31 protein-coding genes are annotated in these 25,962 nt (G+C 34.8%); 15 read left to right on the forward strand and 16 right to left on the reverse strand.

Features of this window, described 5'->3' with window-relative positions; all coding sequences use genetic code 11:
* Nucleotides 1–91: 91 nt before the first annotated feature.
* Entirely contained in the window at nt 92–775 is a 684-nt protein-coding gene (locus BXY58_RS07730; RefSeq protein ID WP_120213294.1) for a Bax inhibitor-1/YccA family protein, read from the reverse strand.
* A gap of 368 nt (nt 776–1,143) precedes the next feature.
* Here BXY58_RS07730 and BXY58_RS07735 point away from each other — a divergent pair, with 368 nt between their 5' ends.
* Nucleotides 1,144–2,295, forward strand: coding sequence for a homogentisate 1,2-dioxygenase (locus BXY58_RS07735; RefSeq protein ID WP_120213601.1), 1,152 nt, complete (start codon nt 1,144–1,146; stop codon nt 2,293–2,295).
* Between the two features lie 41 nt (nt 2,296–2,336).
* Here the strand turns inward: BXY58_RS07735 and BXY58_RS07740 are convergent, their stop codons facing one another.
* Both BXY58_RS07740 and BXY58_RS07745 read right to left on the reverse strand, forming a co-directional pair.
* Entirely contained in the window at nt 2,337–3,017 is a 681-nt protein-coding gene (locus BXY58_RS07740) for a hypothetical protein (RefSeq protein WP_120213295.1), read from the reverse strand.
* Between the two features lie 4 nt (nt 3,018–3,021).
* Complete coding sequence (locus BXY58_RS07745) at nt 3,022–3,312, reverse strand: hypothetical protein (protein WP_120213296.1); 291 nt, start codon at nt 3,310–3,312, stop codon at nt 3,022–3,024.
* A 246-nt stretch (nt 3,313–3,558) separates the two neighbouring features.
* On the opposite strand from BXY58_RS07745, the gene BXY58_RS07750 reads away from it, so the two are divergent.
* The 7 genes from BXY58_RS07750 to BXY58_RS07780 all read left to right on the forward strand — a co-directional run bounded on the left by BXY58_RS07750 (nt 3,559) and on the right by BXY58_RS07780 (nt 10,143).
* Nucleotides 3,559–4,830 (forward strand): acetyl-CoA hydrolase/transferase family protein, encoded by a 1,272-nt coding sequence (locus BXY58_RS07750; RefSeq protein WP_120213297.1) that lies wholly within the window; start codon nt 3,559–3,561, stop codon nt 4,828–4,830.
* A gap of 139 nt (nt 4,831–4,969) precedes the next feature.
* Nucleotides 4,970–5,698 (forward strand): hypothetical protein, encoded by a 729-nt coding sequence (locus BXY58_RS07755; RefSeq protein ID WP_244926047.1) that lies wholly within the window; start codon nt 4,970–4,972, stop codon nt 5,696–5,698.
* Nucleotides 5,699–6,101: 403 nt separating this feature from the next.
* Nucleotides 6,102–7,232: a 4-hydroxyphenylpyruvate dioxygenase gene (gene hppD / locus BXY58_RS07760; protein ID WP_120213299.1), complete on the forward strand. Its 1,131-nt coding sequence runs from the start codon at nt 6,102–6,104 to the stop codon at nt 7,230–7,232.
* An 83-nt stretch (nt 7,233–7,315) separates the two neighbouring features.
* Nucleotides 7,316–8,563 carry a fumarylacetoacetase gene (fahA, locus tag BXY58_RS07765; RefSeq protein ID WP_120213300.1) on the forward strand — a complete coding sequence of 416 codons (1,248 nt, stop codon included), beginning with the start codon at nt 7,316–7,318 and terminating at the stop codon, nt 8,561–8,563.
* Between the two features lie 5 nt (nt 8,564–8,568).
* Nucleotides 8,569–9,021, forward strand: coding sequence for a hypothetical protein (locus BXY58_RS07770; protein WP_120213301.1), 453 nt, complete (start codon nt 8,569–8,571; stop codon nt 9,019–9,021).
* Nucleotides 9,022–9,027: 6 nt separating this feature from the next.
* Nucleotides 9,028–9,849, forward strand: a complete 822-nt coding sequence (locus tag BXY58_RS07775; RefSeq protein ID WP_120213302.1) for a flavin reductase family protein — start codon at nt 9,028–9,030, stop codon at nt 9,847–9,849.
* A gap of 48 nt (nt 9,850–9,897) precedes the next feature.
* Nucleotides 9,898–10,143 (forward strand): hypothetical protein, encoded by a 246-nt coding sequence (locus BXY58_RS07780; protein ID WP_120213303.1) that lies wholly within the window; start codon nt 9,898–9,900, stop codon nt 10,141–10,143.
* A gap of 5 nt (nt 10,144–10,148) precedes the next feature.
* Here BXY58_RS07780 and BXY58_RS07785 read toward each other — a convergent pair whose 3' ends face one another.
* The 4 genes from BXY58_RS07785 to truA form a co-directional block, all read right to left on the reverse strand.
* Entirely contained in the window at nt 10,149–10,508 is a 360-nt protein-coding gene (locus BXY58_RS07785; RefSeq protein WP_229728406.1) for a type II toxin-antitoxin system RelE/ParE family toxin, read from the reverse strand.
* Nucleotides 10,459–10,689, reverse strand: coding sequence for a hypothetical protein (locus BXY58_RS07790; protein ID WP_120213305.1), 231 nt, complete (start codon nt 10,687–10,689; stop codon nt 10,459–10,461). Before BXY58_RS07790 ends, BXY58_RS07785 begins: the two co-directional genes overlap by 50 nt.
* A 51-nt stretch (nt 10,690–10,740) precedes the next feature.
* Nucleotides 10,741–12,489: an ABC transporter ATP-binding protein gene (locus BXY58_RS07795; RefSeq protein WP_120213306.1), complete on the reverse strand. Its 1,749-nt coding sequence runs from the start codon at nt 12,487–12,489 to the stop codon at nt 10,741–10,743.
* Nucleotides 12,490–12,678: 189 nt separating this feature from the next.
* Entirely contained in the window at nt 12,679–13,413 is a 735-nt protein-coding gene (truA, locus tag BXY58_RS07800) for a tRNA pseudouridine(38-40) synthase TruA (protein ID WP_120213307.1), read from the reverse strand.
* Nucleotides 13,414–13,600: 187 nt separating this feature from the next.
* Between truA and BXY58_RS07805 the strand changes: the two genes are divergently transcribed.
* From BXY58_RS07805 to BXY58_RS07825, 5 genes are all read left to right on the forward strand, one after another.
* Nucleotides 13,601–13,903: a hypothetical protein gene (locus BXY58_RS07805; protein WP_120213308.1), complete on the forward strand. Its 303-nt coding sequence runs from the start codon at nt 13,601–13,603 to the stop codon at nt 13,901–13,903.
* A 42-nt stretch (nt 13,904–13,945) separates the two neighbouring features.
* A complete protein-coding gene (locus BXY58_RS07810; protein ID WP_120213309.1) occupies nt 13,946–14,443 on the forward strand; it encodes a metallophosphoesterase family protein in 498 nt (165 codons plus the stop codon).
* Between the two features lie 54 nt (nt 14,444–14,497).
* Nucleotides 14,498–14,992 (forward strand): Smr/MutS family protein, encoded by a 495-nt coding sequence (locus BXY58_RS07815; protein WP_120213310.1) that lies wholly within the window; start codon nt 14,498–14,500, stop codon nt 14,990–14,992.
* A gap of 104 nt (nt 14,993–15,096) precedes the next feature.
* Entirely contained in the window at nt 15,097–15,936 is an 840-nt protein-coding gene (locus BXY58_RS07820) for an alpha/beta hydrolase (protein WP_120213311.1), read from the forward strand.
* Nucleotides 15,936–16,325: a DUF1398 domain-containing protein gene (locus BXY58_RS07825; protein WP_120213312.1), complete on the forward strand. Its 390-nt coding sequence runs from the start codon at nt 15,936–15,938 to the stop codon at nt 16,323–16,325. The genes BXY58_RS07820 and BXY58_RS07825 overlap by 1 nt, the downstream gene beginning before the upstream one ends.
* Nucleotides 16,326–16,339: 14 nt before the next feature.
* Here the strand turns inward: BXY58_RS07825 and BXY58_RS07830 are convergent, their stop codons facing one another.
* Complete coding sequence (locus tag BXY58_RS07830; protein ID WP_120213313.1) at nt 16,340–16,888, reverse strand: YqgE/AlgH family protein; 549 nt, start codon at nt 16,886–16,888, stop codon at nt 16,340–16,342.
* A 268-nt stretch (nt 16,889–17,156) separates the two neighbouring features.
* Here BXY58_RS07830 and pdxH point away from each other — a divergent pair, with 268 nt between their 5' ends.
* Nucleotides 17,157–17,807, forward strand: a complete 651-nt coding sequence (gene pdxH / locus BXY58_RS07835; protein WP_120213314.1) for a pyridoxamine 5'-phosphate oxidase — start codon at nt 17,157–17,159, stop codon at nt 17,805–17,807.
* An 87-nt stretch (nt 17,808–17,894) separates the two neighbouring features.
* A complete protein-coding gene (locus BXY58_RS07840) occupies nt 17,895–18,476 on the forward strand; it encodes an N-acetylmuramoyl-L-alanine amidase family protein (protein WP_229728407.1) in 582 nt (193 codons plus the stop codon).
* A gap of 44 nt (nt 18,477–18,520) precedes the next feature.
* On the opposite strand, the gene hisIE is transcribed toward BXY58_RS07840, so the two are convergent.
* The 8 genes from hisIE to hisG form a co-directional block, all read right to left on the reverse strand.
* Nucleotides 18,521–19,108 (reverse strand): bifunctional phosphoribosyl-AMP cyclohydrolase/phosphoribosyl-ATP diphosphatase HisIE, encoded by a 588-nt coding sequence (gene hisIE, locus BXY58_RS07845; protein WP_120213315.1) that lies wholly within the window; start codon nt 19,106–19,108, stop codon nt 18,521–18,523.
* Nucleotides 19,105–19,857 carry an imidazole glycerol phosphate synthase subunit HisF gene (gene hisF, locus BXY58_RS07850; protein WP_120213316.1) on the reverse strand — a complete coding sequence of 251 codons (753 nt, stop codon included), beginning with the start codon at nt 19,855–19,857 and terminating at the stop codon, nt 19,105–19,107. The genes hisIE and hisF overlap by 4 nt, the downstream gene beginning before the upstream one ends.
* Nucleotides 19,857–20,573 carry a 1-(5-phosphoribosyl)-5-[(5-phosphoribosylamino)methylideneamino]imidazole-4-carboxamide isomerase gene (gene hisA, locus BXY58_RS07855; protein WP_120213317.1) on the reverse strand — a complete coding sequence of 239 codons (717 nt, stop codon included), beginning with the start codon at nt 20,571–20,573 and terminating at the stop codon, nt 19,857–19,859. The genes hisF and hisA overlap by 1 nt, the downstream gene beginning before the upstream one ends.
* Before the next feature lie 160 nt (nt 20,574–20,733).
* Nucleotides 20,734–21,315: an imidazole glycerol phosphate synthase subunit HisH gene (hisH, locus tag BXY58_RS07860; protein ID WP_120213318.1), complete on the reverse strand. Its 582-nt coding sequence runs from the start codon at nt 21,313–21,315 to the stop codon at nt 20,734–20,736.
* A 94-nt stretch (nt 21,316–21,409) separates the two neighbouring features.
* The gene (gene hisB, locus BXY58_RS07865; RefSeq protein ID WP_120213319.1) at nt 21,410–22,543 is read right to left on the reverse strand and encodes a bifunctional histidinol-phosphatase/imidazoleglycerol-phosphate dehydratase HisB; all 1,134 of its coding nucleotides are present in this window, start codon (nt 22,541–22,543) and stop codon (nt 21,410–21,412) included.
* A gap of 99 nt (nt 22,544–22,642) precedes the next feature.
* Nucleotides 22,643–23,677, reverse strand: coding sequence for a histidinol-phosphate transaminase (gene hisC / locus BXY58_RS07870; protein ID WP_120213320.1), 1,035 nt, complete (start codon nt 23,675–23,677; stop codon nt 22,643–22,645).
* Nucleotides 23,667–24,959: a histidinol dehydrogenase gene (hisD, locus tag BXY58_RS07875; RefSeq protein ID WP_120213603.1), complete on the reverse strand. Its 1,293-nt coding sequence runs from the start codon at nt 24,957–24,959 to the stop codon at nt 23,667–23,669. The genes hisC and hisD overlap by 11 nt, the downstream gene beginning before the upstream one ends.
* Complete coding sequence (gene hisG, locus BXY58_RS07880) at nt 24,959–25,816, reverse strand: ATP phosphoribosyltransferase (protein ID WP_120213321.1); 858 nt, start codon at nt 25,814–25,816, stop codon at nt 24,959–24,961. Before hisG ends, hisD begins: the two co-directional genes overlap by 1 nt.
* Nucleotides 25,817–25,962: the final 146 nt, after the last annotated feature.

The raw sequence follows: 25,962 nt of genomic DNA on the forward strand, positions 1-25,962 counted from the left end.
GTAAAAAAAACTCACCAAATTTTGGTGAGTTAATTATTTATATCTGTCTGAATTTATAAAATGCAGTCCGAGGCTCTCGAAGATTACTATACTAATCTCTTCTGCTCAGAAAGATTCTCAGTATGTACCAGAACAAAAGCATAATCGAAGCAAACATCTGCAAAGCTGCACCGACATATTGCTCCTTATTGTAGATATTTTTGATGTTATATGTTTCGTAAAGAATGCTTGCACTTGCCAATCCAACCATTGCCAAAGAAAACCAAAGTCCCAGATTAAAACCAAAAACTGCACCTGCGACAATGACACCCAAAGCTACAAATCCGCCGATAACAATGATGTTTCTAAGAAAAGAAAAATCTTTGTTGGTGAAAAAAACAGTAGCAGTCAACCCTGCAAACATAAAAAGCGTTACCAGTGCAGCCTGAGTGATGACTTGTGGTGCATACAAACTTGCGATGCCCAACATCGGCAGAAAGATCACGGCTTCTATCAGAACATATAGTCCCAATCCCATATATTGTGTATTTCTGGAGAGAGAAAATGATAATTTGGTAGCCAGCATAGATGCTAGCCAAAATACACCGATAACCAAAAGCCAGATGTATTTTCCGGAAATCATAGTTAGGATAGTTTCCAGCGGTATCATTTTCAATAATAAATATTCTACTGCGCCGAAGGCTAAGATTGCCACCGCAACGTGCATATAGGTTTTTCTGTAAAATTCTGCTTTTTCGATTTCTGACAACTGAGAAACCATTAACGAATCATTCATTTGTTGTAAAATTAGTTATTCTCAAAGATAACATTTTATATTGATAAAGCTATCTTAACATTTTCATAATTCTTTTTAAAGCCGGGATTTTCAGGAGCCGGGAACCTGCTGTCCGCTATATCTTTTTTGTCATTGCGAACAGAGTGAAGCAATCTGTTCAACATTGTACAATCGCAATGACAAAAAAGGATGCCGCTACCATCAGGGCTAGGGTTTTTGACACCAAACAACTTTCAATACATTATAACTTTTTGCTGAGGTAACTGCCTTTGCGAGCCTTGTAGTCTTTCAATAATTAATAAAAATCTTTATGGACTTTGCGCTCAAACAAAAAAATATTACATTTGAGAAAAGCCAAATCTAATAAAATGAGATACGTTCAGCTGGGGAAAGTTCCTCAAAAAAGACACACGATTTTCAAATCCGAAGATGACCAGTTTTACTACGAGCAACTCTTTGGGACAGAAGGTTTTCACGGGATTGCATCGTTGCTTTATCATACGCATCGTCCGACTCAAATCAAATCGATTGGCAATGTGAAAGATATCACGGCAAAAATTGCGGTAGAAAAAAACGTAACGCCCAGAATGATAAAAGGGGCAAAAGTGACCGCTGAGGATGATTTTTTGGAAAGCCGAAAAGTCCTGATGCTAAACAACGACCTCAAAATGGGCTTGGCAAAACCTAGAAAATCCACAGATTATTTTTATAAAAATGCAGAATGTGACGAACTCCTTTTTGTCCACGAAGGAAAAGGTGTTCTGAAAACAATGCTCGGCAATATTGAATTTTCTGTTGGTGATTATCTTATTATTCCAAGAGGAACCATTTACCAGTTGGAATTGGAAACGGAAAATAACGTTTTCTTTTTTATAGAAGCACATTCGCCGATTTACACGCCAAAGCGTTACCGGAATGAGTTTGGGCAATTGCTGGAACATTCGCCATTTTGCGAGCGTGATATTATTCCGCCAACTTTCGTGGAACCAAAAAATGAGAAAGGCGATTTTCTCATCAAAGTCAAAAAAGAAAACCAAATTACCGATTTCGTCTATGCAACGCATCCATTTGATGTTGTCGGTTGGGACGGTTATTTTTATCCTTACAAATTCAATATCAAAAACTTCGAACCTATTACAGGTAGAATTCATCAGCCGCCTCCGGTTCATCAGAATTTTGAAGCGCACAACTTTGTGGTTTGCTCGTTCTGTGCACGGATGTACGATTATCATCCTCAGGCTATTCCTGCGCCTTACAATCATTCCAACATCGATTCAGATGAGGTTTTGTTTTACACAGAAGGCGATTTTATGAGCCGGAATCACGTGGATCTGATGGATTTTTCATTGCATCCGGGCGGAATTGTTCACGGTCCGCACCCGGGTGCGATGGAACGAAGCATTGGCAAAAAATTCACGGATGAATATGCGGTGATGGTGGACCCGTTCAGACCTTTGAAACTGACAGAGGAAGCTATAAAAGTAGAAGACCCGACTTACAAAACGAGTTGGTTGGAATAATATAAAAAACAAATAAAAGCTAACACAAGTGTTAGCTTTTATTATCTCATCCAGCCTTCTACCATATAATTCTTCTCAATTAATTTTTGTTCAGGTTTATTATCTGGTTTAAAATAAACTGAAATTTTTGAGCCATAAGGTTTTCCCCAATCTCCTTCATAAATTGTAAAAATTTTATGGAATAATTGTAAGTTGTCGTTTGGTTTTACTTTTATCAAACTTTTCTCCTTTATTTGTTGTTTAGATAATGGAATATTCTGTGTGATTTCGGATGCTTTCACATATAATTCCCCTTTTTTACTCGGCTTGTACCAGAAATAATATTCATAAATCCCAGGTTGAGAGTCATTTTTAATTTCTAAAGTATTATGTTCTCTGATAGTTAATGTGTCAATTTCAAATTTCGGTTTTTCAAACTTTATATTTTTTGGAATTTCTAAATCATCAGCAAAAAAATCATTAGAATAAAACATTAAAAAAGTTATTAAATAAATTATTGTGACTCCCAAAACTCCAAATTGTAAAAGACTGTAATACCATTTCGATTTGAAAACAATATACACTGATGAAATTATTACAATGATAATTGGGAAATATAATAACCATTCAAATATTTCTATGATAAATTTGTTGGCACATAATAAACTAATCAGGTAAATTCCGTAAATAACTAAATACAGAATAATTGGTTTCCACCAAGTTTTAAGAAAGTTACCAATCATTATCCTAACTTCCGGCAAAAGGACTTCCGAAAATCCCAACCGCCAATTCTGCCCAAACCAAAAAAAGAACTGCTAATGTTATCATTATCAATATCAATCTGCTTTTGGTTGTTTTGAATTTCTCCAGAATTAACTTAACAGTCAATGCTGTTCCGAAAAGTAAAATTCCTCCAATAACAAAATCAGATAACGACCAATTGACTTCTTTAGTAAACTGCATCGCAATCAGTGGAATGCTTAACAACGCTGCCGGAATCAAAAATAGAATAGTGTTTCTTTGACTTTTTGTAATCATAGCTCAAAAATATTAAATTAAACAATTGTAAAGAACTTTGAATTACAAAGTAAATAAATTTTATTTGAAATTTGAAAATTTATTTTCAATTATTTCTCAAAAAAGACTATTGAGTTGCATTAGCAAACGATTGGTTTATAAATTGATGGGTTTCTATATTTTAATTTATATGACTTTTTACCAAACTGATAACGCTCATTTTTTTGCTTATCTTTAGAAGGTAAATTTGTAAAAAAATAACTCGTTATGATCAATTACGTCAGCGCAGAAGAAGCGGTTTCAATCATTAAAAGTGGTGACAGGATTTTTGGACACGGTAGTGCCTGTACGCCAAATCTTTTGTATGATGAATTAGCCAAACAGTCTTCCCGTTTGAAAAATGTGGAAATGGTTTCCATCACACAACAAGGAAATGTAGAAATTGCTAAACCCGATTATAAAGACAGTTTTTATATCAATTCTCTATTTACATCAACGCCTGTGCGTGAAGCGGTTAATTCCGACCACGGTGACTTTGTCCCGATATTCCTAAGTGAAATTCCGATTCTTTTCAAAAACGGGATTCTGCCGATTGATGTGGCTTTGATAACGGTTTCACCACCGGATAATCACGGTTACTGTACCTTGGGAACTTCGGTTGATGTTGCTAGAAGTGCTATTGATACGGCTAAATCCATTATTGCTATCGTTAATCCAAAAATGCCGAGAACCCACGGTGACGGAATGATCCATATCAATAGAATTGAGAAAATGGTTTGGAGCGAAGAAGATCTTTTAACCATTGATTATGGTGCAAAAGTTGGTGCTGAGGAAATGCTTATCGGAAAACACGTTGCGGAATTGATTGATGACAAAGCGACGTTGCAAATGGGAATCGGAACCATTCCGGATGCAGTTTTGAAATGCTTGGGTAATCATAAAGATCTGGGCGTCCATACGGAAATGTTAAGTGACGGTGTTATTGATTTGATTAAAAATGACGTTATTAACAATAAATATAAGGGAACACATACCAACAGAACAATCACGAGTTTCTGCTTCGGGACGCGAAAATTATACGACTTTGTAGATGATAATCCATCGATTGCTTTTATGGATGTTCAGCACGTTAATTTCCCGATTAACATTATGAAAAACAAAAAAATGCATGCTATCAATTCGGCAATAGAAATTGACTTGACAGGTCAGGTTTGTGCAGATTCCATCGGGACTTATCAGTTCAGCGGTATCGGCGGACAAATGGATTTTATGCGTGGTGCTGCTTTGAGCGAAGGTGGAAAACCAATTATGGCAATCTCATCCAGAACCAAAAAAGGCGTTCCGAGAATTGTTCCTTTTCTGAAACAGGGCGCTGGTGTGGTGACGACCAGAGGACATATCCATTATGTGGTGACGGAGTTTGGAACAGCTTATCTGTATGGCAAAAACCTGCGTCAAAGGGCAAAAGCTTTAATCGAAATTTCGCATCCGGATGATCGAGAGATGCTGGACAAAGCAGCATATGAAAGATTCAGATAAGTTAATTTATTATTGAAAAGCCTTTATGTAAAGGCTTTTTATGTATATTTGATTGACATTATAACATATTTGATTGAAATCGATTTATAATTTAATTAAAGAAGAGATACGCCGGCAACCTAAGATCCAGGATTCTATTTTGGCAGATACTGACCCTTGGAAACGGAGTCATTATATTATTCTTGCCGAGATCATAAAAGAAGAATTGGCGCATAGAGAGGAGCTGCAGAATGACAGAAAATTTGAGTTAGGAACGAGTATTTCTCATATTACATTACAACGTTTCTTTGAGAGCGATTATGATTATAAAACGCATAATGATCTGCGTTTTCTTAAAACACTGGACAAAATATGTATTTTTCTGGGTTTCAAAGATCTTAACTCTTTTGTGAAAAGTGTCAAAGGCAATAACAGCTATGACGAATCCAAAGTTGGAAAGGAGTTTACAAAAGATATTGTTTATAAATACTGTCGGACCAATTTTGAATTTTTTAAATTTTTTCCGGAGCTGAGAATTGATGTTTTTGAAGACCTTATCTTCACAGAGTCGCCTTTTATTGAAAGAATCAAGAACTATAGTTCTCAGCTTTGTAAGAAAAAACTGAAACTTTTTACCAATAACAACCGTTCCAACTTCGAGATTTTTGACATCGATATTATTTCTGAAGAGAAGGAAATGGTGGTTATTAAAACTCAGGAATTTTGGAATCTTGTCTTTGTTGTAGAAAATTCCGACGAAGAATATATCGTTAATGAGTTGGATACACAGATCTATTTTATCAAAAAGATAAATAATGTCTGGAAAATTTGGGATAATTATAATCCTAATTCTGGATTGCTCAATAACGTAATACAAAAAAAGCCGTAAGACTGACGGCTTCATAAATCGTTCGGAAACACTTATGTTTTTAGAATCTTCGTAATTCTTTAGCAAATATAGAAATACTCCTTTAACGATTGCGAACTTAAACAAACTTAAAAATACATATTATTTATTTCGTATTATTTTACTGTTTTTTATATTTTAAAAATTAATAAAGTGTAATTATTTTTGATTATTTTATATAATAATTTTGAAAAATAATACTGATTAATATTTGTAATCATTTGAATTTTATTATAGTAATTATATTTATTTATTTTTAAGAAATTCATTTTTAGTGAACCTTCAAAATAATAATTCTTATAATTATAATAAAACTAACAACTGTTAGTTTATTGCTGAAAAATGCTTATCTTGGCATCATTAGATATAAAAGTAAAAAAGTAAAATGTCAACACTCACTTTTGCCGAGAAAATCGCACAAGCCGAGAATTTTCTCCCAATCAACGGAACCGATTTTATAGAGTTTTATGTAGGAAATGCCAAGCAGGCCGCTCATTTTTACAAAACGGCGTTTGGTTTTCAGTCTGTCGCTTATGCCGGCCCGGAAACGGGTGTCAGAGATAGAGCGTCTTATGTTCTGCAGCAAGGAAAAATCAGATTGGTTTTAACTTCTGGTCTTAAGTCAGATTCTCCAATCTGCGAACATCAGAGAAAACATGGTGATGGTGTCAAGATTTTGGCACTTTGGGTAGATGATGCTTACAAAGCTTTTGAAGAAACAACTAAACGTGGAGGAAAGCCTTATTTAGAACCTCAAACTTTGACCGATGAATTCGGGGAAGTCAGAATGTCCGGAATTTATACTTATGGCGAAACGGTGCATATGTTCATCGAGCGCAAAAATTATACAGGCGCATTTATGCCAGGCTACGAAAAATGGGAAAGCGATTACAATCCTTCAGATGTTGGATTATTATATGTTGACCATTGCGTAGGCAATGTCGGCTGGGATAGAATGATTCCGACAGTAGAGTGGTACGAGAAAGTAATGGGATTTGTGAATATTCTTTCATTTGATGATAAGCAAATCAATACAGAATATTCTGCATTAATGTCAAAAGTAATGTCCAACGGAAATGGTTTTGCTAAGTTCCCAATCAATGAACCAGCCGAAGGTCAGAAAAAATCTCAGGTGGAAGAATATCTGGATTTCTACGAAGGCGAAGGCGTTCAGCATATCGCAGTGGCAACAAAGGATATTGTAAAAACTGTAACAGAACTTAAAAATAGAGGTGTAGAATTCCTTTCTCCACCACCAGAAGCATATTATGAGATGATTCCGGAAAGAGTAGGTGCTATTGATGAAGATATTAAAAAACTTCAGAATCTTGGAATTTTGGTGGATTGTGATGAAGAAGGTTACTTGCTTCAGATTTTCACAAAACCTGTGGAAGACAGACCAACATTGTTTTACGAAATCATCGAGAGACACGGCGCTCAGAGTTTCGGAGCTGGGAATTTCAAGGCGCTTTTCGAAGCTTTGGAAAGAGAGCAGGAGAGACGCGGAAATCTTTAAACCCAAATTATTTTCTTATATTTTTACAATTAAAGCATTATTTTTAATGCTTTAATTTTTTAATCTAATTCTAAATTCAAAAAATGAAATCCTTCATCAATTATCCTTCAGATTCCGATTTTTCAATTCATAATATTCCGTTCGGCGTTTGTGTTTTCAACAAAGAATTTATTGCCTGTGCTACAAGAATCGGCGATATTGTCATCGATTTGGCAACGTTATTTGATCTTGGTTATTTTGAAAATATTAAAGGCTTTGAAGAAAATGTTTTCGAAGGGTATACGATTAACGAATTTATAGAATTGGGAAAACCAATTACGAATAAAGTTCGTGAGAAAATTCAGGAATTGTTGTTAGAAGATTCTTTGCTGTCGAAAGACGAAAGAGCTCTGGAAGAATGTTTTTACAATCTGGATGAAATCCAAATGATGATGCCTTTACACATCCCGAATTATACTGATTTCTACAGCAGTATCCAGCACGCCACCAATGTCGGGATGATGTTCCGTGATCCTGCGAATGCGTTATTGCCCAATTGGAAACATTTGCCGGTGGGTTATCACGGTCGTGCTTCGTCCATTGTTTTATCAGGAATTGATATTACAAGACCTTGCGGACAAATCAAACCTGCTGATTCTGATAAACCGATTTTCAGCGCATCGAAACAACTCGATTTCGAATTGGAAATGGCTTTTGTTGTCAATAAAAATACGGATTTGGGAGAAAGGATTTCTATTGCAGAAACTGAGGATGCGATTTTTGGAATGATGATTTTCAATGATTGGTCTGCAAGAGATATTCAAAGTTGGGAATATGTTCCGTTGGGTCCATTTTTAGGGAAAAACTTCGGGTCTTCTATTTCGCCTTGGATTGTGACTTTGGAAGCTTTACAACCATTTAAAACTGAATCTCCGAAGCAGGAACCTGAAGTTTTGGATTATTTGAAGTTCGAAGGCAATAAAAATTATGACATCAATCTTCAAGTTTATCTTAAGCCGGAAAATTCTGAAGAGAATCTGATTTCTGAAAGCAATTACAAATTTATGTATTGGAATATGTGTCAGCAATTGGCGCATCACACAGTGAATGGTTGTAATGTGGAAGTTGGTGATGTTTACGCCAGTGGAACGATTTCCGGTGAAGATGAAAAATCCTACGGTTCTATGTTGGAATTGACTTGGAGAGGCACAAAACCTTTGCAACTCAAAAACGGAATCGAAAGAAAATTCATAGAAGACGGTGACACTATTACGATGAAAGCCTGGTCAGAAAAAGACGGAATCCGGGTTGGATTTGGCGAAGTTTCGGGAAAAATTTTACCAGCTATTTAAATTTAATGAAAGTTTCTATTTGTTTATTTGTTCTCATCATTTTATCCAGTTGCAAAAAAGCTTCGGAAGGAATTAGCGATTGTATTTGTATGGTAAAAGACACTACGGATTCAATAATCACGATTACAAATCCTGCTTTTGAAATTAAAAATAATCAAGGATTTATAAATTACAATTGTGCTGAAGTTGAAATTGCAATCGCTTCTATAACAGATTCTGCTGGAGATGAGGTTTGTGAAAATTTAGTGGATGTTAAATGTATTTCGAATAAAACTTACAGTTTAAAATTGGCGAGCAAACTAAATTACTCATCTTCAAAATTCAAAGAAATAAATTCGACCGATGAATCTGATAAACGTTTCCTGATGAATGAATTAAAGGCAAATGCAAAACAAATTTTTGAGTTGAATATTAATAAGCAAAGAGAAATTATATCAATTAGAAAATTTGAAAAATAATACTTAATGAAAACCATCATCCCTTCCGATATTTCCGCAGTTCAATTGCAACAAGTAATGCAAACGGCGATTGCACCAAGACCAATTGCTTTGGCAAGTACGATTAACAGCAAAGGAGAAATCAATCTTTCGCCTTTTAGTTTTTTCAATATGTTCAGCACGGTTCCGCCGGTTGTGATTATTTCGCCTTCCAGAAGAGTGCGTGATAATACCACAAAACATACTTTGGAAAATCTGAAAGAAGTTCCGGAATTGGTGATTGGAAATGTCAATTTCGATATGGTTCAGCAGGTTTCTTTAGCCAGTACAGAATACGAAGATGGCGTAAATGAATTTATCAAATCCGGATTGACAATGAAACATGCTGACATCGTAAAACCACCGATGATTGCAGAATCTCCGGTTAATTTTGAATGCAAAGTTTTAGAAATTAAATCGCTTGGGAATTTTGGAGGTTCAGGAAATCTTGTGATTGCGGAAATTGTCAAAATTCATATCCAAGAAAAATATCTGGATGAGGCTGGAAATCTTGAACAGAAGCAGTTGGATTTGGTGGCGAGATTAGGAGGTAATTTCTATTCCAGAAACAATGAAAATAATATCTTCGAAGTTCCTAAACCATTAGTAACAAAAGGAATCGGTTACGACCAACTCCCTAACGAGATCAAACAAAGCGATGTTTTTACAGGCAACGATTTGGGAATGTTAGCGAATGTAGAAATTTTACCGATTGGGAATTTTTCTTCGGAAAAAGATGTACATTTATCAGCACAAAAGTTTTTAAAAAACAATGAAATCGATAAGGCTTGGGAAATTTTGAAACTTTAATAATGATTTAAAAAACTATAGCTTATAACCAAAAACTAACCCAAAACTATGAGAAAAACGGTATATAATGCCATCATCAGTATTCTGATTATGGTTATTTTGGTATCCGTTTTCGGTGTTATAAATACTCAAGTCAATCTGAAATATGAAACCGAAAATCCAAAAGGTTGTATTTCTATCATTACTGGTAGAGATCTTTGTTTATGGATTAAAAGTCTGAAAATTATCATTATCGTTTGTCTGATCTTGACTTCCGGAATGATAAGTTTTAGGTATAAATTGATTAAGGATTGAATTGATTATTTTTCTCGTTCAATTTTTAACGGATTTTGGCGAGTGTCAAAAATATCAACGATTCTGACTTGTAGACTCTCATCGTTTATTGAATATATTATTTTATAATTCGATTCTATAATATAGCGGTACTCAATATTTTTATGTTCTAAGGAGATTTCTCTTTGTCCAATTCTTGGAGTATTGATTAACTTATCAGGAGCTAAAAGAATTTTAACTATGATTTTTTGTGCAATTTCATAACTTTTAGATTTTTCTTGATAGTAAAGAAAAATTTCATCAATTTGTTGTTCAGAAAACTTTGACCAGACAATTTTATAAACCATATTTTGAAAGAAGTTCTTCGGTTGTTTTGAATCTCCCATTTTCAAAATCTTCTTCAGATTTTGCGATTCTTTCTTGAAGTTCCTCAATTGTAAACGGTTTCAACTCTTTTTCAGATTGTTTGGCTTTTTTCAGAAGTTTTTCGAATTGAGAAATCAATTCCTCATTTTGAAGATTCAGAAAAGCCTGAACAAATTCTATTTTTCTCGATTCGATATTCATTTTCAATAGGTTTTTAATCAAAATTACAAATTTATTCAATTCAATTTTAAATTAAATCGTCGTATCTCCATCCTCATTCACAACCTGCGCTTTGTAAAGAACAGAGTAATAACCATTTTTAGCAAGAAGTTCCTGATGCGTTCCTTCTTCCACAATCAGTCCGTGGTCCATTACGATAATTTTATCTGCTTTTTCGATGGTGGAAAGTCTGTGCGCTATGATGATTGAGGTTCTGTTTTTCGTGATTTTTTCCGTTGCTCTCTGGATGAGTTTCTCACTTTCGTGGTCGATGGAAGAAGTTGCTTCATCGAGAATCAGAATTTTTGGGTCAGAAAGATAAGCTCTTAAAAATGATAATAATTGTCTTTGTCCCAATGAAATAGAAGAACCTCTTTCACTCACCACATAATCATAACCGTTGGGCAATCTTTCGATGAACTCATCAACCTCAATTTCTCTCGCCGCTTTTTTGATATTTTCGAGTGTAATATCTTCGTCACCCAAAGTCAGGTTTTCGAAAATACTGCCGTGGAAAAGGAAAACATCCTGAAGTACAACACCAATATGACTTCTCAGATTGTATAATTCGTAATCTCTGATGTCCACATCGTCCAGCATTATTTTTCCTGAATTGATATCGTATAATCTGGTAATTAAACTGATAATCGTAGATTTTCCAGCTCCGGTTGCTCCAACAATCGCAACAGTTTCGCCTGGATTTACTTTGAAATCAATACCTTTCAGAACTTCCTGTTTTTCATCATAAGCAAAATGAACGTTTTGGAATTCGATCTTTCCATCAAAATGGTCTTTAGCAATTGTTCCGTTATTCGGCATCGCTTGGTCTTCGTCCATTACTCCGAGAACCCTTTCTGCTCCTACAATTCCTCTCTGAATATTATTAAATCTATCCGCAATCTGCCTCAAAGGGCGAATCAGCATATTAATAAACTGAATAAATGCAATGATAATTCCGGGTGTAGATTTAATAAAACCACCATAAAATAAAATGAATCCAATAAAAAGCGATGAAATCAATTCAACAACGGGAAAGAATAATGAGAAGATGAAAACTGTTCTTAACAATGCTTTTTTTAGTTCAATATTGATTTTATCAAATTTTGAAAACTCGGCTTCTTCTCTGTTAAAAACCTGAATCAAAGGCATTCCCGCCAAACGCTCCTGAACAAAACTGTTTTGTGTCGCCGTCCAGCTCCTTTCCGAGCCAAAAGCTACTTTTAACCGTTTTTGGAAAGCTCGTGTGATGATAACCATCAAAGGCAGAATCGCCAAAGAAATCATACTAAGATGGGTGTCCACCTGAAACATCGCAAAAAGAACCATTACGATTCTCAGGATATCGCCAAAAACCATCAAAAATCCATCGGTATAAACCGTTGCAATGGTTTCAACATCACCGACAGCTCTGGTTACAAGATTTCCAATGGCGGTTTTGTCAAAAAATGCAGTTTTGAAATAAATGAGCTTGTGATACAATCTTTCGCGGATATCACGGATAACATTCTGCGAAATGAAATTCGAGAAATAAACCAGGAAAAAATTAAGTATCGTTTCAGCAACAACTAGTCCGATGAGCAAATAAATATGCTTCATCAGCTGGGCTTTATCCTTTAGCTGAACAATGTCTATATCGACAACATTTTTAGTAAGAATCGGTCTGTAAGTGGAAACTATGGCGAGAAAAATTGAAATAATCAGTGTGAAAATAAACCACGACCTAAATTTCATTCCGATTAAAAATAATCGCTTGACAATGTCCCAGGTATTTTGTTGCTTCATCTGTTTTTATTAATTTTTCTAAGGTCAGATGGAACACCTTTAATTATACAAGGATAATTAAAAGAAAATTTGGTGAAGAGGTGTTTCATTTTACTCTTAGAATTCCGGCGTTTTTTCAATATCGAAAAAAATCTTTGCAAAAATAAGACTTTAAAAATTGAAATCTCAGCTTAATGATTTAAATATAAATTAAAAATCATAGCCAACGTCTACCAGAAAAAGACCTTGTGCAGGCGCTGAAACACCAGCAGAATTTCGGAATTTGTCTTCGATGATTTGTCGCAAATCGTTTGGCGTAATTTTTCCGCTTCCGACTTCAACCATCGTTCCAACGATTGCTCTTACCATATTTCTCAGGAATCGGTCAGCAGAAATCGTGAATTTTAATTGATTGCCAATCTGTTCCCATTCTGCTTTGTAGATTTTACAGATGTTGGTTTTGTTATCAGTATGAAGTTTGGCAAAGCTCGTAAAATCATCGTAGTCAAAAAGGATTTTGCAGGCCTCATTCATCAATTCGGTATTCAGAGGTTTCTGACGCCAATATTGCCAAGAGGAATCTTTGGAAAACGGATTTTTTTCCAATGAAATATAATATTCATAAGTCCTGTAAGTCGCACTGAATCTGGCGTGCAAATCAGCTGGAACTTCAAAAATTCTTTTAACGGCGATATTTTCTGACAAAAAAGAATTGAGTTTATGAACTAAGTTATCATCAAGGTTTTGTTCAGTTTCAAAATGCGCAAACATTTTCTTAGCGTGAACGCCAGTATCTGTTCTTCCTGCTCCGGTTGTTTTGATTGGTTCGCGGAGAATTGTTGACAAGGCTTTTTCCAATTCTTCCTGAACAGAAATCTGCTTAGGCTGAATCTGATAACCAAAATAAGCCGAACCGTTGTAAGAAAACTCTATAAAATATCTCATTTCAGCTGTAAATTTCCTGATTTTTTTTTAATTATAAAGTCTAATAAACCACAAAGTCACAAAAGCTTTTTATTATCTAAATTTTTGAAGTTTAAAAAACGGGGAAGAATTTTCTTTTGTGACTTTTTGTGGTTGAGAAATGTATTGTTACATAATTCGTAATTTCGTATTTCAAAATTCATTAAAAATGAAACCACTTAAAACCAACAAACTTTCCAATCCTTCCGAATTCATCAAGCTAATGATCATCATTTTTGTTTTGGTGTCAGTTTTTCTTTTCAGTCAGAAAACATCGGAAGACCAGTTGATTATCAACTTTTTTGTTTTGGGAATTCTGTTTTTTATCCTGCAATTGGTTTTTGTGATCATGTATAAAAAAGGAACTAAAACGTTGGCATTTTGGTTTCTGATTTTACTGGGATTATTACTCGCTGGCTCAATTGGAACAATTTGGTATATATTAAAATATGGTTCGGCTTTCCAGCATTAATGAAAAAATCAGTTCGTATTTTTGTAATCGAATCTAATTAAAATGAAACGTATTCTTCTTTTATCAGACACTCATTCTTACATCGATGACAGGATTCTCGATTATGCAAAAGATGCCGATGAGGTTTGGCATTGTGGCGATTTCGGAAATATGACTGTGATTGAGGAATTAGAAAAAATAAAACCCATTCGGGGTGTTTATGGTAATATTGACGAAGCCAAAATCAGAACGATTTTTCCGGAAGTTTTAAGTTTCAAATGTGAAGATGTGGATGTTTTGATGATTCATATCGGTGGTTATCCAGATAAATATTCGCCGCTAGCGAAAAAAGAAATTGCTGAAAAAAAGCCGAAATTATTCATTTCCGGACATTCTCATATTCTGAAAGCAATGTTTGATAAAAAGAATAATCTTCTTCATCTTAATCCTGGCGCCTGTGGAAAATCCGGTTGGCACAAAGTGAGAACAATGATGCGTTTCACGATCCATAAAGATGAAATTAAAGATTTGGAAATCATAGAACTCGGAAGTCGGGTTTGAGAATTTTAGAATTTTGTGAGTTTTTTAATCATTTATCATCACTTATCAATTATTATGAATGTTGGAGATTTAGTTTCTGTCATTGATGAAAATCTTAGAGGAAAAGTTCTGAAGATTATTGCCAATCAGGTAAAAATCGAAGATGAACACGGTTTTACCTATCAATTTTCTAAGGATAAATTAACAATCATTGATTCCGATTTGTATAAAAATTCTCCAATTATAAAGAAAAAAGAAACGCCCAAAATCACTTCAAAAAAGCATAACAAAGCGCCTTTGAAATTGGATTTGCATTTTGAGTTGTTAGTCAAAAATCCTTCGGATTACGATGCCTTTGAAAGACTGATGATTCAGAGAGAAAAATTACAGGAAACGATTGATTTTTGCAGAAAAAACAAAATCAAAACCTTACAAATCATCCATGGAATCGGCGATGGTGTTTTGCAAAAAATGGTTTATGATATTTTGGAAGGTCTTACAAATATCGAATACGACAGCGACGGATTTTTTTATCATCAATCCGGAAATGTTGAAGTCAAATTTTTATAAAAGTTTCAACTTCTATAAGCGAAGCGCCTTTGTGAGCCTTAAAGTAATTAATACTAAAAAAAATCTTGGTGTGCTTTGTGTTTAACAAATAATAAAAAATAATTATGTTCAGAAAACAAATCAGTCTTATTTTAATTTTAGTGTTTGCACTCAGCTTTGCTCAGACAGAATATAAAACTGAAAGCAATATCTCTTATTATCCTGAAAAAATCGGTAAAACGGATACTTACATCAGTTCTCAATGCAAACTGAATTTTTATTATCCAACTAATGTGAAAAATTTCTCAACCGTAATTTGGTTTCACGGTGGCGGATTAACTGGTGGAAATAACGAGTTGCCAAAAGAATTATTGAATGAAAATATTGCTGTGGTAAGCGTGGAATATCGGTTAGCTCCAAAAGTAAAAGCACCGGCTTACATAGAAGACGCAGCCGCTGCAACCGCTTGGGTTTTCGAGAATATTGAAAAATATGGCGGAAATAAGAACTTAATTTTCCAATCCGGACATTCGGCTGGAGGTTATCTGGCGATGATGATTACACTGGACAAAAAATATCTTCAGAAGTATAAAATCGATGCGAACCAAATTGCTGGACTGATTCCCTTCAGCGGACAAGCCATCACACATTTTCAGGTCAGAAAAGAACAAGGGATTCCGGAGCTGCAACCGACAATTGACCAATATGCACCATTGTTCCATGTCAGAAAAGATGCGCCGCCAATCGTTTTGATTACCGGCGATAGAGAATTGGAATTATTCGGACGATACGAAGAAAATGCTTATTTGGCAAGGATGTTGAAATTGGTCAATCATCCATCTGTAAAAATGCTGGAAGAAGATGGGTTCGATCACGTAGCGATGGCAAAACCTGGTTTTCCATTACTATTAAAAGAAATCAGAGAATTATCAAAGAAGATAAAAACACAGAAAAATTTAGAATAATGTTTACATTAGCACAAATAGAAGAAGCGCATTCCAAAGTTGAAAGCGGGAAAGGATTTCCTCAATTCGCAAAAACCATAAGAGAATTGGGCGTTAAAAGTCTGGAAACTTTTGTAGAAGACGGCTCGACTAATTACATAGGAGATGATGATTACAAAGTTTCCGCACCACAACAATACGCACCATTGTTGATTTACGGAATTGCAAATCCGGAGAAATTTTTAGCTGATTTACGAAATCATCAGCAAGGCGGAACCGATTTTTTCCAATTCTGCAAAGATTGTGCAGACAGCGGAATTTACAAATGGATTGTCGATATAGATGTTAAAACCTGTACCTATTATACAGAAAACGGAACAATCGTTTTTGAAGAGCGAATCCCGATTTAATAGGGATTTTTATTTTAATTCAAACTCACATCTTCCGGCGCATTTGCCCAGAGAAGAAATTCCCCACCAAGATTCTGCATAATGTTTTTCCAAAGATTCTGGTCATTCGGAAGTGTGTAATCCAAATTGTAAACATCCACAATTGTCCACATTTTACGTTGGATTTCGCTTTCCAATTGCAACGGAGACCAACCGGAATAGCCGGAAAAAACCTTGATGTCTCCAATGTTAGTAGAACCTTCAACAATTGACGAAACAACCGAATCAATATCTTCCGTAATGTAGAATTCATCATTGATTTCAGAATATTGTTCCGTAATTTTTTGACCTTTCAGGATAAAATAAACCTTATCATTTTCCACAGGTCCGCCTTCATACAAATCCACCGGAAACCCGAAAATATTCAGCAGACGGGAACTCATATTTTTGTTCTTTTTGTTCAAAATCAGCCCAAATGCACCATTCTCGTTATGCTCAATAATCAGCACCACGGAACGCGAAAATATATCGCCGGAAATATCAGGCGTTGAGATTAAAATTTTACCTTTGTAAGAGTAATTCATCTATCAAAGCTATTAAAAAATATTTTTTTTGAAAAAGAATTCAATGAAAATTTAAGTTAAATTGATTCAGATTCTAATAATTGGGGTGCCTTTATCCGCCCTCCGTTCCCGCTTCGCAAAGTTGAAGATTTTTCATTCAAATATAATTTCCCCATAATTTGAAGTTTTTATCTTTGATGAGTTTTACGTCTTTGCGAACTTAAAACAGTAATTATCTGAAAAATCTTAGCGAACTTTGCGTTCAAATAATTTCCAGCATTCAAATAAAATGAACAACGAAAACCTCCACGATAAAAGAAAAGTTTACGACAAATCTCAGTTAATCGAAAGCGAAATCAAGGAAAATCCAATCGAACAATTTCGCAATTGGTTTCTGGAAGCCGAAGAAAATCCACAAGTTTCCGAAGCCAATGCAATGGCAATTTCTACAGTCGAAGACGATGGATGTCCAAGAACCAGAATGGTTTTGCTGAAGTCTTACAATTGGGAAGGTTTCATTTTTTATACGAATTACGACAGTCGAAAAGGAAAATCGTTGGAGAAAACTCAAAAAGCTTGTCTTCATTTTTTCTGGCCAAGTCTTGAAAGACAAATTATTATCAAAGCCAATGTTGAGAGAATTGCAGAAAACCTAAGCGACGGCTATTTTCATTCTCGTCCAAAAGGAAGTCAGTTAGGTGCAGTTGTTTCGCCGCAAAGTCAGGAAATTCCAAACAGAGAATTTTTAGAAAGCAAGTTAAAAAATTTAGAAACCGGATATGAAAATAAAGAAATCCCAAGACCTAAAAATTGGGGTGGTTACATCGCAAAACCCTACGAAATCGAATTTTGGCAAGGCCGTCCGAATCGTCTTCACGATAGAATTCTTTACTCGTTGACAGAAGATTTTGATTGGAAGATTTCCAGATTGGCACCTTAAGTCTTAACATTTTTATAAAAGCTTTAACTCAGATTTTGGTTAGATTTTTCGTTATTTGTTTTATTAATAACAATCAAAACAATAATTATGAAGAATCTATTGAAAATTATCAGTGTTGTTGCGCTCAGCATTTTGCTGTCTTTCAGCTTATCAAAGGAGAAAAAAGTAGTGGTCATTGATGCTGGTCACGGTGGAAATGATTTGGGAGCTAACAGAAATGGGATTTCTGAAAAAGAAATTGTCCTTAATATCGCTAAAAAAATAAAAGCTCTCAACCAAAATCAAAATCTCGAAATCATATTGACTAGAGATGATGATAGTTATCCATCATTAGCGCAAAGAACAGAAAAAATCAATGAATTAAAACCTGATTATGCCATTTCTCTTCACGTCAACAACTCACCGAGACAAAGTACGGAGATGAAAGGCTTTGAAGTTTTCTTTCAAGACAATGAAGCTTCAAAAAATTTGGCAAATAAGTTTTCAGAAAAATTTAAAGATTCTAAAGTGAAAACTGCAAATCTCCATATTTTGAGAGAATCCAAAACGCCAACTGTCTTACTGGAATTGGGATTTATCAATAATCCGGACGAGAGAGATTATCTTGCCAGCGAAAAGGGACAAACTGAAACTGCAGAAAAAATATTAAGTGTGATTAATGGGCATTAATCATCCCAATAAAATAGATAAAAATCCAGCAAACGCTGGATTTTTTATTTATTTCTGGATTTCAAAATTTTCTCGACATCTTCTATTGTAAAACCTTTAGCTTTTAGTAAAATTAAATAATGATAAAGCAAATCCGCTGCTTCATTCAGGAAAAGATTATCATCATTATCTTTAGCTTCGATGACTAATTCTACGGCTTCTTCGCCTACTTTTTGTGCGACTTTATTAATGCCTTTTTTATACAAAAGATTGGTGTAAGAGTTTTCATCATTATTGTCAATCTTGTCAGAAATCGTTTGTTGCAATTCGTATAAAAATCCTTTTTCAGATTCTTCTGCAAAGCAAGTCGTTGTTCCGTTATGACAAGTTGCTCCAAGCGGTTTTGCTTTGATAAGAATTGTATCATTGTCGCAATCTAATTTCCAATCTATTAATTCTAGAAAATTTCCCGAAGTTTCGCCTTTTGTCCAAAGCCTATTTTTGGAACGGGAAAAAAAAGTCACTCTTTTTTTCTGCAAAGTTTTATCAAAAGCTTCCTGATTCATATAACCTAACATCAAGACTTTTAGATTAAGATAATCCTGAATAATAACAGGAACTAATCCTGTGTTCTCATCAAATTGTATTGTCATCTTATTGGTAAGTTTTTGGATTTGAGATAATTTTTAAGTTCCGGAATTTCGATTTCATTAAAATGAAAAATACTCGCTGCCAAAGCTCCGGTTGCTTTAGTTTTTGTGAAAACGTCTTCAAAATGTTGCATCGTTCCAGCGCCTCCCGAAGCAATCACGGGAATATTCACCAATTCCGAAAGTTGTTTTGTAATTTCTATAGCAAATCCTGATTTTGTTCCATCTGTATTCATCGATGTTAGGAGGATTTCGCCGGCGCCTAGATTTTCAACTTCTTTTGCCCAAGAAAATAATTCTTTTTCAGTTTCAGCTTTTCCGCCGTTACTAAAAATTTTGTTTTGATTTTCAACCAATTTGGTGTCAATTGCCACAACCATACATTGCGAACCAAATCGTTTGGAAACTTCGGTTATCAGATTCGGATTGGAAATCGCAGCCGAATTAATCGTGATTTTATCTGCTCCGTTTTTCAAAAGTTCTTCCACGTTTTCAAGTGTATTAATTCCACCTCCAACTGTGAAGGGAATGTTGATGTATTTTGCTATTTCTCTCACCAATGGAATCAAAGTTTTTCGACGTTCTTCGGTTGCAGAAATATCAAGAAAAACCAATTCGTCTGCGCCTTGGTCAGAATATTTGATGGCCATTTCCACAGGATTTCCGACTTCTTTCAAATCCAAAAAATTGACACCTTTTACCGTTTCTCCGTTTTTGATATCGAGGCAAGGGATGATTCGTTTTGCTAACATTAGAGAAATGGTTTTAAATCGTTAAACGTAATTCTGTTTTCATACAAGGCTTTGCCGATAATTGCGCCTTCACAACCCAAAGATTTTAATTGAACTAAATCGTTAGTAGAAGTAATCCCACCAGAAGCAATTAATTTGATATCGGGATTTTCGACAATTATTTTTTCATATAATCCGAAAGATGGACCTTTCAGCATTCCGTCTTTATCGATGTCTGTTGAAATGACGTACTTGATTCCGGATTCTGTTTTTTCTTTGATGAAGTCATAAATATTGGTTTCACTTTCTTCTAACCAACCGGAAACAGCAATTTTTTCTTTCCTTGCGTCAGCTCCCAAAATGATTTTTTCCGGGCCGTATTTTTCCAAAATTTCTAAAAATAATTCAGGGTTTTTGACAGCAACGCTTCCCAAAGTCACTTGTTTTGCGCCACTTTCAAAAGCGATTTTGATGTCTTCTTCGGATTTCAAACCACCCCCAAAGTCTATAATTAAGTTGGTTTTGATTGAGATTTCTTCTAATATTTTTTGATTGATGATTTGATTTTGTTTGGCGCCGTCCAAATCAACCAAATGCAAAAATTGGATTCCATTATCCTCAAAGTTTTTGGCGACATCCAAAACGTTTTTGCTGTAAATTGTTTTCTTGTTGTAATCGCCTTTGGAAAGCCGGACGCATTTTCCGTTGATGATATCTATTGCTGGGATTATTCTCATTTTCTATTTTGATTTTTAATGATTAAAAAGTTCAAACCACAAAAGCCACAAAAGATTTTTTTCATATTTGTTAGATATTCAAAAGCTTAAAAAAATCGGTTTCTTTTGTAAGGTATAATTTTCAGTAGTTGCTTTTGTTCCTTTTGTGGTTTTAAAACAATCATAATTTCAAAAAATTTTCTAATATTTTACTTCCGAAAACGCCACTTTTTTCTGGATGAAACTGGACGCCGAAAAAATTGTCTTTTTGCAAAGCTGTGCTGTAAGTTTCGTAATAATCGGTTGTGGCAATTGTATTTTCATTTTTCTCAGCATAATAACTGTGAACGAGATACATATAACTTTGCTCAGGAACATTTTTGAACAAATCCGATTTCAAATTATAAATCTGATTCCAGCCAATCTGTGGAACCAGCACAGAATCAGGAAATTTCTTCGCCGAAACATCAAAAATCCCCAAAGCTTTGGTGCCGCTTTCCTCCGAATATTTACAGAGCAATTGCATCCCAAGACAGATTCCCAAAAGGGGTTGTTTTAATTCAGGAATCAGTAAGTCCAGGCCAGTTTTTTTCAGAGAATTCATTGCAAAATACGCTTCTCCAACACCTGGAAATATCACTTTGTCAGCTTTGGAAATCTCGTCTGGATTGCTGGTTAATTTTGCTGAAAATCCTAATCTTTCTATCGCAAACAGAAGACTTTGCACATTTCCTGCTTTATAATCTATGATGACTGTTTTCATATTTTTTAATTTTGAGATGATAGATAAAAGACGGATAGATAACAGATGCAAGATTCAAAATCTATTATCTATCTGTCTGTCATCTATTGGTCTATTACAACATTCCTTTTGTTGATGGTAAAATCATTTTGTCCGAATCACGTTTTACTGCTGATTTTAAACACTTTGCAAAAGCCTTGAAAATCGATTCAATTTTGTGATGTTCATTATCGCCTTCGGCTTTGATATTGAGATTCGCTTTCGCCGAATCTGAAAAAGATTTGAAGAAATGGAAGAACATTTCAGTCGGCATTTTTCCAATCATTTCTCGTTTGAATTCTGCATCCCAAACCATCCAATTTCGTCCGCCAAAATCCAGTGCCACCTGCGCCAGACAATCATCCATCGGCAAAACAAAAGCGTAACGTTCGATTCCCAATTTATTTCCTAAAGCCTGATAAAAAGCTTCGCCTAGCGCAATTCCTGTGTCCTCAATTGTGTGATGTTCATCCACTTCCAAATCGCCTTCAACCTTGATTTCCAAATCCATTTGTCCGTGTTTTGCAATCTGGTCCAGCATATGGTCGAAGAATGGAATTCCCGTATCGATGTTGGATTTTCCTGTCCCGTCGAGGTTAAGTTTGATTTTGATTTTAGTTTCGTTGGTATTTCTGATAATTTCCGAAGTTCTGTTTTTGAGTTTCAGAAATTCATAAATAGCTTTCCACGAAGTCGTTTTTAGAGCAATAACATTTTCCAAATCATCGTTTTCTAAAATCTCGTCAGCTCCAAGACTTTCGTCATTATTAATGAAAATCGCTTTTGAGCCGAGATTTTTTGCCAATTTCACGTCCGTAATTCTGTCGCCAATCACGAATGAATTTTCCAAATCGTAACTATCCTTATCAAAATATCTCGTCAATAGACCTATATTCGGTTTTCTGGTTGGCGCATTATCTTTGGTGAATGTTTTATCTATGAAAATGTCTTCGAATTTAATACCTTCACTTTCAAAGGTTTCGATAATGAAATTTTGAACTGGCCAGAAGTTTTCTTCCGGATGTGACTTTGTTCCCAAACCGTCCTGATTCGTAACCATTACCAATTCATAATCCAATTCTTTCGCAATTTTTGATAAATAAGTGAAGACTTGCGGATAGAATTTCAGTTTCTGAAAAGAATCAACCTGATAATCTTCCGGTTCTAAAACCAAAGTTCCGTCACGGTCTATAAATAGCATTTTTTTCATTTTTTTATGGACTTTTTATTTTTATTAAGGCTTCGAGAGCCTCAGCCTGACAGCGTTTGATAAGCAATGTCACGCTGAGCGGAGTCGAAGTGTCTGTTTTTAGTTATTAATATTTTGAAGAGCTTGTATCAATTTTTCATTTTCTTCAGGAGAACCGATAGTAATTCTCAAACAGTTTTTAATTACAGAATTTCGGTTTCTGATAATCACATTTTTATTAACTAATTTCTGATAAACTGAATCTGCATTTTCTACTTCAATCAAAATAAAATTGGTGTCGGAAGGAAATGTTTTTTTTACCAAATTGATTTTTTTTAGACTTTCAATTAGATTCTTTTTCTCTTTCTGAATGATTTTGATATTTTCTGAAACCTGATTAATTTTTTCATTACTAAGTGTGTTTAGAATCGTATCCTGATTGAGCTGACTGATATTGTAAGGCGGTTTCACATTATTATAAAATTTGATAATTTCTTTGGAAGCGTAAGCAATCCCAACCCTCACAGAAGCCATTGCCCAAGCTTTACTGAACGTTTGGCTCACGATAAGATTCGGATAATTTTTGATCTGGTTTCTGAAACTTTCTTCTGGACTGAAATCGATGTAAGCTTCGTCAATGAAAACAATTCCGTTAAAATTTTCAAGAATATATTTAATATTTTTAATCGAATTTCCTGTCGGATTGTTTGGCGAGCAGATGAAAATAATTTTCAAATTTTCGTCATTCAAATAGGATTTTAAAGTCCCAAAATCGATTTGAAAATTCTTGTCCAAATCAAGATTGATTAGCTCTACATCATTGATATTGGCTGAAACTTCGTACATCCCGTAAGTTGGCGAAAATGTCAAAACCTTATCTTTTTTCGGTTCACAAAATATCCGGAAAGCCAAATCAATCACTTCATCGCTCCCATTTCCTAAGAAAATATTTTCAGTTGGGATTTGATTTATCTCACTTAATTTCTGTTTTACTTTGCTCTGATAAGGGTCAGGATAACGATTCAGTTCTCCGAAAGGATTTTCGTTCGCATCCAGAAAAATACCGTTTTCACCTTTGAATTCGTCTCTTGCTGAAGAATATGGTTCAAGATTCAGGATATTTCTTCTGATTAATTTTTGAATATCAACTTTCATTTTCTAAATATTTTAATCTTACCGAAACGGCATTTTTATGAGCCATCAACTCTTCGGCTTCCGCCATTAACTCAATGGTTTTTCCAATGTTTTGAATTCCTTTTTTTGTGATATTCTGAAATGTGATTTTCTTCACAAAACTTTCCAGAGAAACACCGCTGTAATTTTTGGCAAAACCGTTGGTAGGCAAAGTATGATTGGTTCCGGAAGCATAATCGCCGGCACTTTCCGGACTGTAATTTCCAAGAAATACTGAGCCTGCGTTCTTGATTTTATCAGTGAAATTTTCAGCATTTTTAATTGCTAAAATCAAGTGTTCCGGAGCATAATAATTCGAAAATTCAATCGCTTCATTAATAGAATTCAACAAAATGGATTTGCTGTTTTGTAAAGCAATTTCTGCAATTTCTTTTCTTGGTAAATCCGTTATTTGTTTCTTAATTTCAATATTAATTTCATTAATAATTTTCTCAGAATTACTTAATAAAATCACTTGAGAATCTGTTCCGTGTTCGGCTTGTGAAAGCAAATCTATAGCAACAAATTCAGGAGTCGAAGTTTCATCAGCAATCACCAAAACTTCACTTGGACCGGCTGGAATATCAATTGCAACACCATAATTCTGAGCCAGCTGTTTGGCCGAAGTCACATATTGATTGCCTGGTCCGAAGATTTTATCAACTTTCGGAATGGTTTCTGTGCCAAACGTCAAAGCTGCAATCGCTTGACTTCCGCCAATTTTGAAAATGTTTTTAATCCCAATCAAATCAGCTGTAAATAAAATCGCGGGATTTATTTTTCCGTTCTTATCGGGTGGCGAACAAAGTGCAACATTTTGACAACCTGCAATAGTCGCTGGAATTCCCAGCATCAGAACCGTAGAAAACAGAGGCGCAGTTCCTCCAGGAATATAAATCCCAATATTTTCAATTGCCCGACTTTCTCTCCAGCAAAAAACACCCTCTGTCGTTTCAATGATATTCTTTTCCTCTTGCTGTGAATTGTGAAATTTTTTAATATTTTCAGAAGCGATTTTAATGGCTGATTTTAGTTCCTCAGAAACTAATTTCTCTGCTTCATTGATTTCCGATTCAGAGACTTTCAAATCTTGGATTGAAACTTTATCAAATTTTTCTGTGAAGAATTTTAGTGCTTTATCACCGTTATCTTTAACTTCAGAAAAAACTTCTTTAACTTGACTTTCAAGATTTTCTTGATTTTGTAAAGGCCTCTCACAAAGCGATTTCCATTCGGAAATTGGTGGATATTTGTACTGCTTCATCATAATATCATTTTTTCAATTTCTAATACCAAAATTCCTTGCGCGCCTTCGTTTTTTAAATTCTCAATCACGTCCCAAAATTGATCTTCTTTGATTACTGAATGGATGGATGACCAGCCACTTTCTGCCAGAGGTAGAACCGTTGGCGATTTCATTCCGGGTAAGAGATTGATAATTTTTTCAAGATTCTGATTAGGTGCATTCAGAAGAATATACTTGCTCTCGGAAGCTTCTTTTACGGCATTAATTCTGAATAAAAGTTTGTTTAAAATCTCCAGATTTTCATTAGATAAATTCTCATTGGAAATCAAAACGGCTTCGCTTTCCAAAACAGTTTCAACTTCTTTCAAACCATTAGTCAGTAGAGTAGAGCCGGTACTGATGATGTCAAAAATGCCGTCGGAAAGTCCAATTCCTGGCGCAATTTCTACACTTCCGCCAATCTTTTCGATTTGTACATTGATGTTATTTTCTTGGAAATAGTTTGAAAGAATCTCTGGATAAGAAGTTGCTACTTTCTTATTTTCAAAATATTGGATTCCGTTATAATTTTCTTCTTTCGGAATTGCCAGAGACAATCTGCATTGCGCGAATCCAAGTTTCTGAACAAGATCAATATTTTTCTTTTGTTCCAGGACTTCATTCAGTCCGATGATTCCGATATCAGCAACGCCTTGCTCCACATATTGTGGAATATCATCATCACGAAGAAATAAGATTTCTAATGGAAAATTAGAAGAAACAGCCTTGAGCTTTCTGGTTCCGTTGGAGATTTTGATGCCACATTCTTCCAGCAGTTTCAGAGACTTTTCGCTCAGTCTTCCGTTTTTTTGAATGGCTAATTTTAGTTTACTCATTTTTGATTTTTATAGATAAAGCCTGAGTAAACAACAAGGAAAATTGGGAAACAAAAAACCGCCTGATTACTCAGACGGTTAATATTATTTTGAAGTTATGACATATCACTACCTTCCCGCCTGAACGTGAAAATGGTGATGATGAT

It is taken from the genome of Epilithonimonas arachidiradicis, from assembly GCF_003610695.1.
GTDB lineage: Bacteria > Bacteroidota > Bacteroidia > Flavobacteriales > Weeksellaceae > Epilithonimonas > Epilithonimonas arachidiradicis.

Bases quoted from the DNA above. Each gene is read 5' to 3' on its own strand.
- BXY58_RS07730 (WP_120213294.1), bottom strand. From the start codon at position 775: ATGAATGATTCGTTAATGGTTTCTCAGTTGTCAGAAATCGAAAAAGCA.
- BXY58_RS07735 (WP_120213601.1), top strand. From the start codon at position 1,144: ATGAGATACGTTCAGCTGGGGAAAGTTCCTCAAAAAAGACACACGATT.
- BXY58_RS07740 (WP_120213295.1), bottom strand. From the start codon at position 3,017: ATGATTGGTAACTTTCTTAAAACTTGGTGGAAACCAATTATTCTGTAT.
- BXY58_RS07745 (WP_120213296.1), bottom strand. From the start codon at position 3,312: ATGATTACAAAAAGTCAAAGAAACACTATTCTATTTTTGATTCCGGCA.
- BXY58_RS07750 (WP_120213297.1), top strand. From the start codon at position 3,559: ATGATCAATTACGTCAGCGCAGAAGAAGCGGTTTCAATCATTAAAAGT.
- hppD (WP_120213299.1), top strand. From the start codon at position 6,102: ATGTCAACACTCACTTTTGCCGAGAAAATCGCACAAGCCGAGAATTTT.
- fahA (WP_120213300.1), top strand. From the start codon at position 7,316: ATGAAATCCTTCATCAATTATCCTTCAGATTCCGATTTTTCAATTCAT.
- BXY58_RS07770 (WP_120213301.1), top strand. From the start codon at position 8,569: ATGAAAGTTTCTATTTGTTTATTTGTTCTCATCATTTTATCCAGTTGC.
- BXY58_RS07775 (WP_120213302.1), top strand. From the start codon at position 9,028: ATGAAAACCATCATCCCTTCCGATATTTCCGCAGTTCAATTGCAACAA.
- BXY58_RS07780 (WP_120213303.1), top strand. From the start codon at position 9,898: ATGAGAAAAACGGTATATAATGCCATCATCAGTATTCTGATTATGGTT.
- BXY58_RS07785 (WP_229728406.1), bottom strand. From the start codon at position 10,508: ATGGGAGATTCAAAACAACCGAAGAACTTCTTTCAAAATATGGTTTAT.
- BXY58_RS07790 (WP_120213305.1), bottom strand. From the start codon at position 10,689: ATGAATATCGAATCGAGAAAAATAGAATTTGTTCAGGCTTTTCTGAAT.
- BXY58_RS07795 (WP_120213306.1), bottom strand. From the start codon at position 12,489: ATGAAGCAACAAAATACCTGGGACATTGTCAAGCGATTATTTTTAATC.
- truA (WP_120213307.1), bottom strand. From the start codon at position 13,413: ATGAGATATTTTATAGAGTTTTCTTACAACGGTTCGGCTTATTTTGGT.
- BXY58_RS07805 (WP_120213308.1), top strand. From the start codon at position 13,601: ATGAAACCACTTAAAACCAACAAACTTTCCAATCCTTCCGAATTCATC.
- BXY58_RS07810 (WP_120213309.1), top strand. From the start codon at position 13,946: ATGAAACGTATTCTTCTTTTATCAGACACTCATTCTTACATCGATGAC.
- BXY58_RS07815 (WP_120213310.1), top strand. From the start codon at position 14,498: ATGAATGTTGGAGATTTAGTTTCTGTCATTGATGAAAATCTTAGAGGA.
- BXY58_RS07820 (WP_120213311.1), top strand. From the start codon at position 15,097: ATGTTCAGAAAACAAATCAGTCTTATTTTAATTTTAGTGTTTGCACTC.
- BXY58_RS07825 (WP_120213312.1), top strand. From the start codon at position 15,936: ATGTTTACATTAGCACAAATAGAAGAAGCGCATTCCAAAGTTGAAAGC.
- BXY58_RS07830 (WP_120213313.1), bottom strand. From the start codon at position 16,888: ATGAATTACTCTTACAAAGGTAAAATTTTAATCTCAACGCCTGATATT.
- pdxH (WP_120213314.1), top strand. From the start codon at position 17,157: ATGAACAACGAAAACCTCCACGATAAAAGAAAAGTTTACGACAAATCT.
- BXY58_RS07840 (WP_229728407.1), top strand. From the start codon at position 17,895: ATGAAGAATCTATTGAAAATTATCAGTGTTGTTGCGCTCAGCATTTTG.
- hisIE (WP_120213315.1), bottom strand. From the start codon at position 19,108: ATGACAATACAATTTGATGAGAACACAGGATTAGTTCCTGTTATTATT.
- hisF (WP_120213316.1), bottom strand. From the start codon at position 19,857: ATGTTAGCAAAACGAATCATCCCTTGCCTCGATATCAAAAACGGAGAA.
- hisA (WP_120213317.1), bottom strand. From the start codon at position 20,573: ATGAGAATAATCCCAGCAATAGATATCATCAACGGAAAATGCGTCCGG.
- hisH (WP_120213318.1), bottom strand. From the start codon at position 21,315: ATGAAAACAGTCATCATAGATTATAAAGCAGGAAATGTGCAAAGTCTT.
- hisB (WP_120213319.1), bottom strand. From the start codon at position 22,543: ATGAAAAAAATGCTATTTATAGACCGTGACGGAACTTTGGTTTTAGAA.
- hisC (WP_120213320.1), bottom strand. From the start codon at position 23,677: ATGAAAGTTGATATTCAAAAATTAATCAGAAGAAATATCCTGAATCTT.
- hisD (WP_120213603.1), bottom strand. From the start codon at position 24,959: ATGAAGCAGTACAAATATCCACCAATTTCCGAATGGAAATCGCTTTGT.
- hisG (WP_120213321.1), bottom strand. From the start codon at position 25,816: ATGAGTAAACTAAAATTAGCCATTCAAAAAAACGGAAGACTGAGCGAA.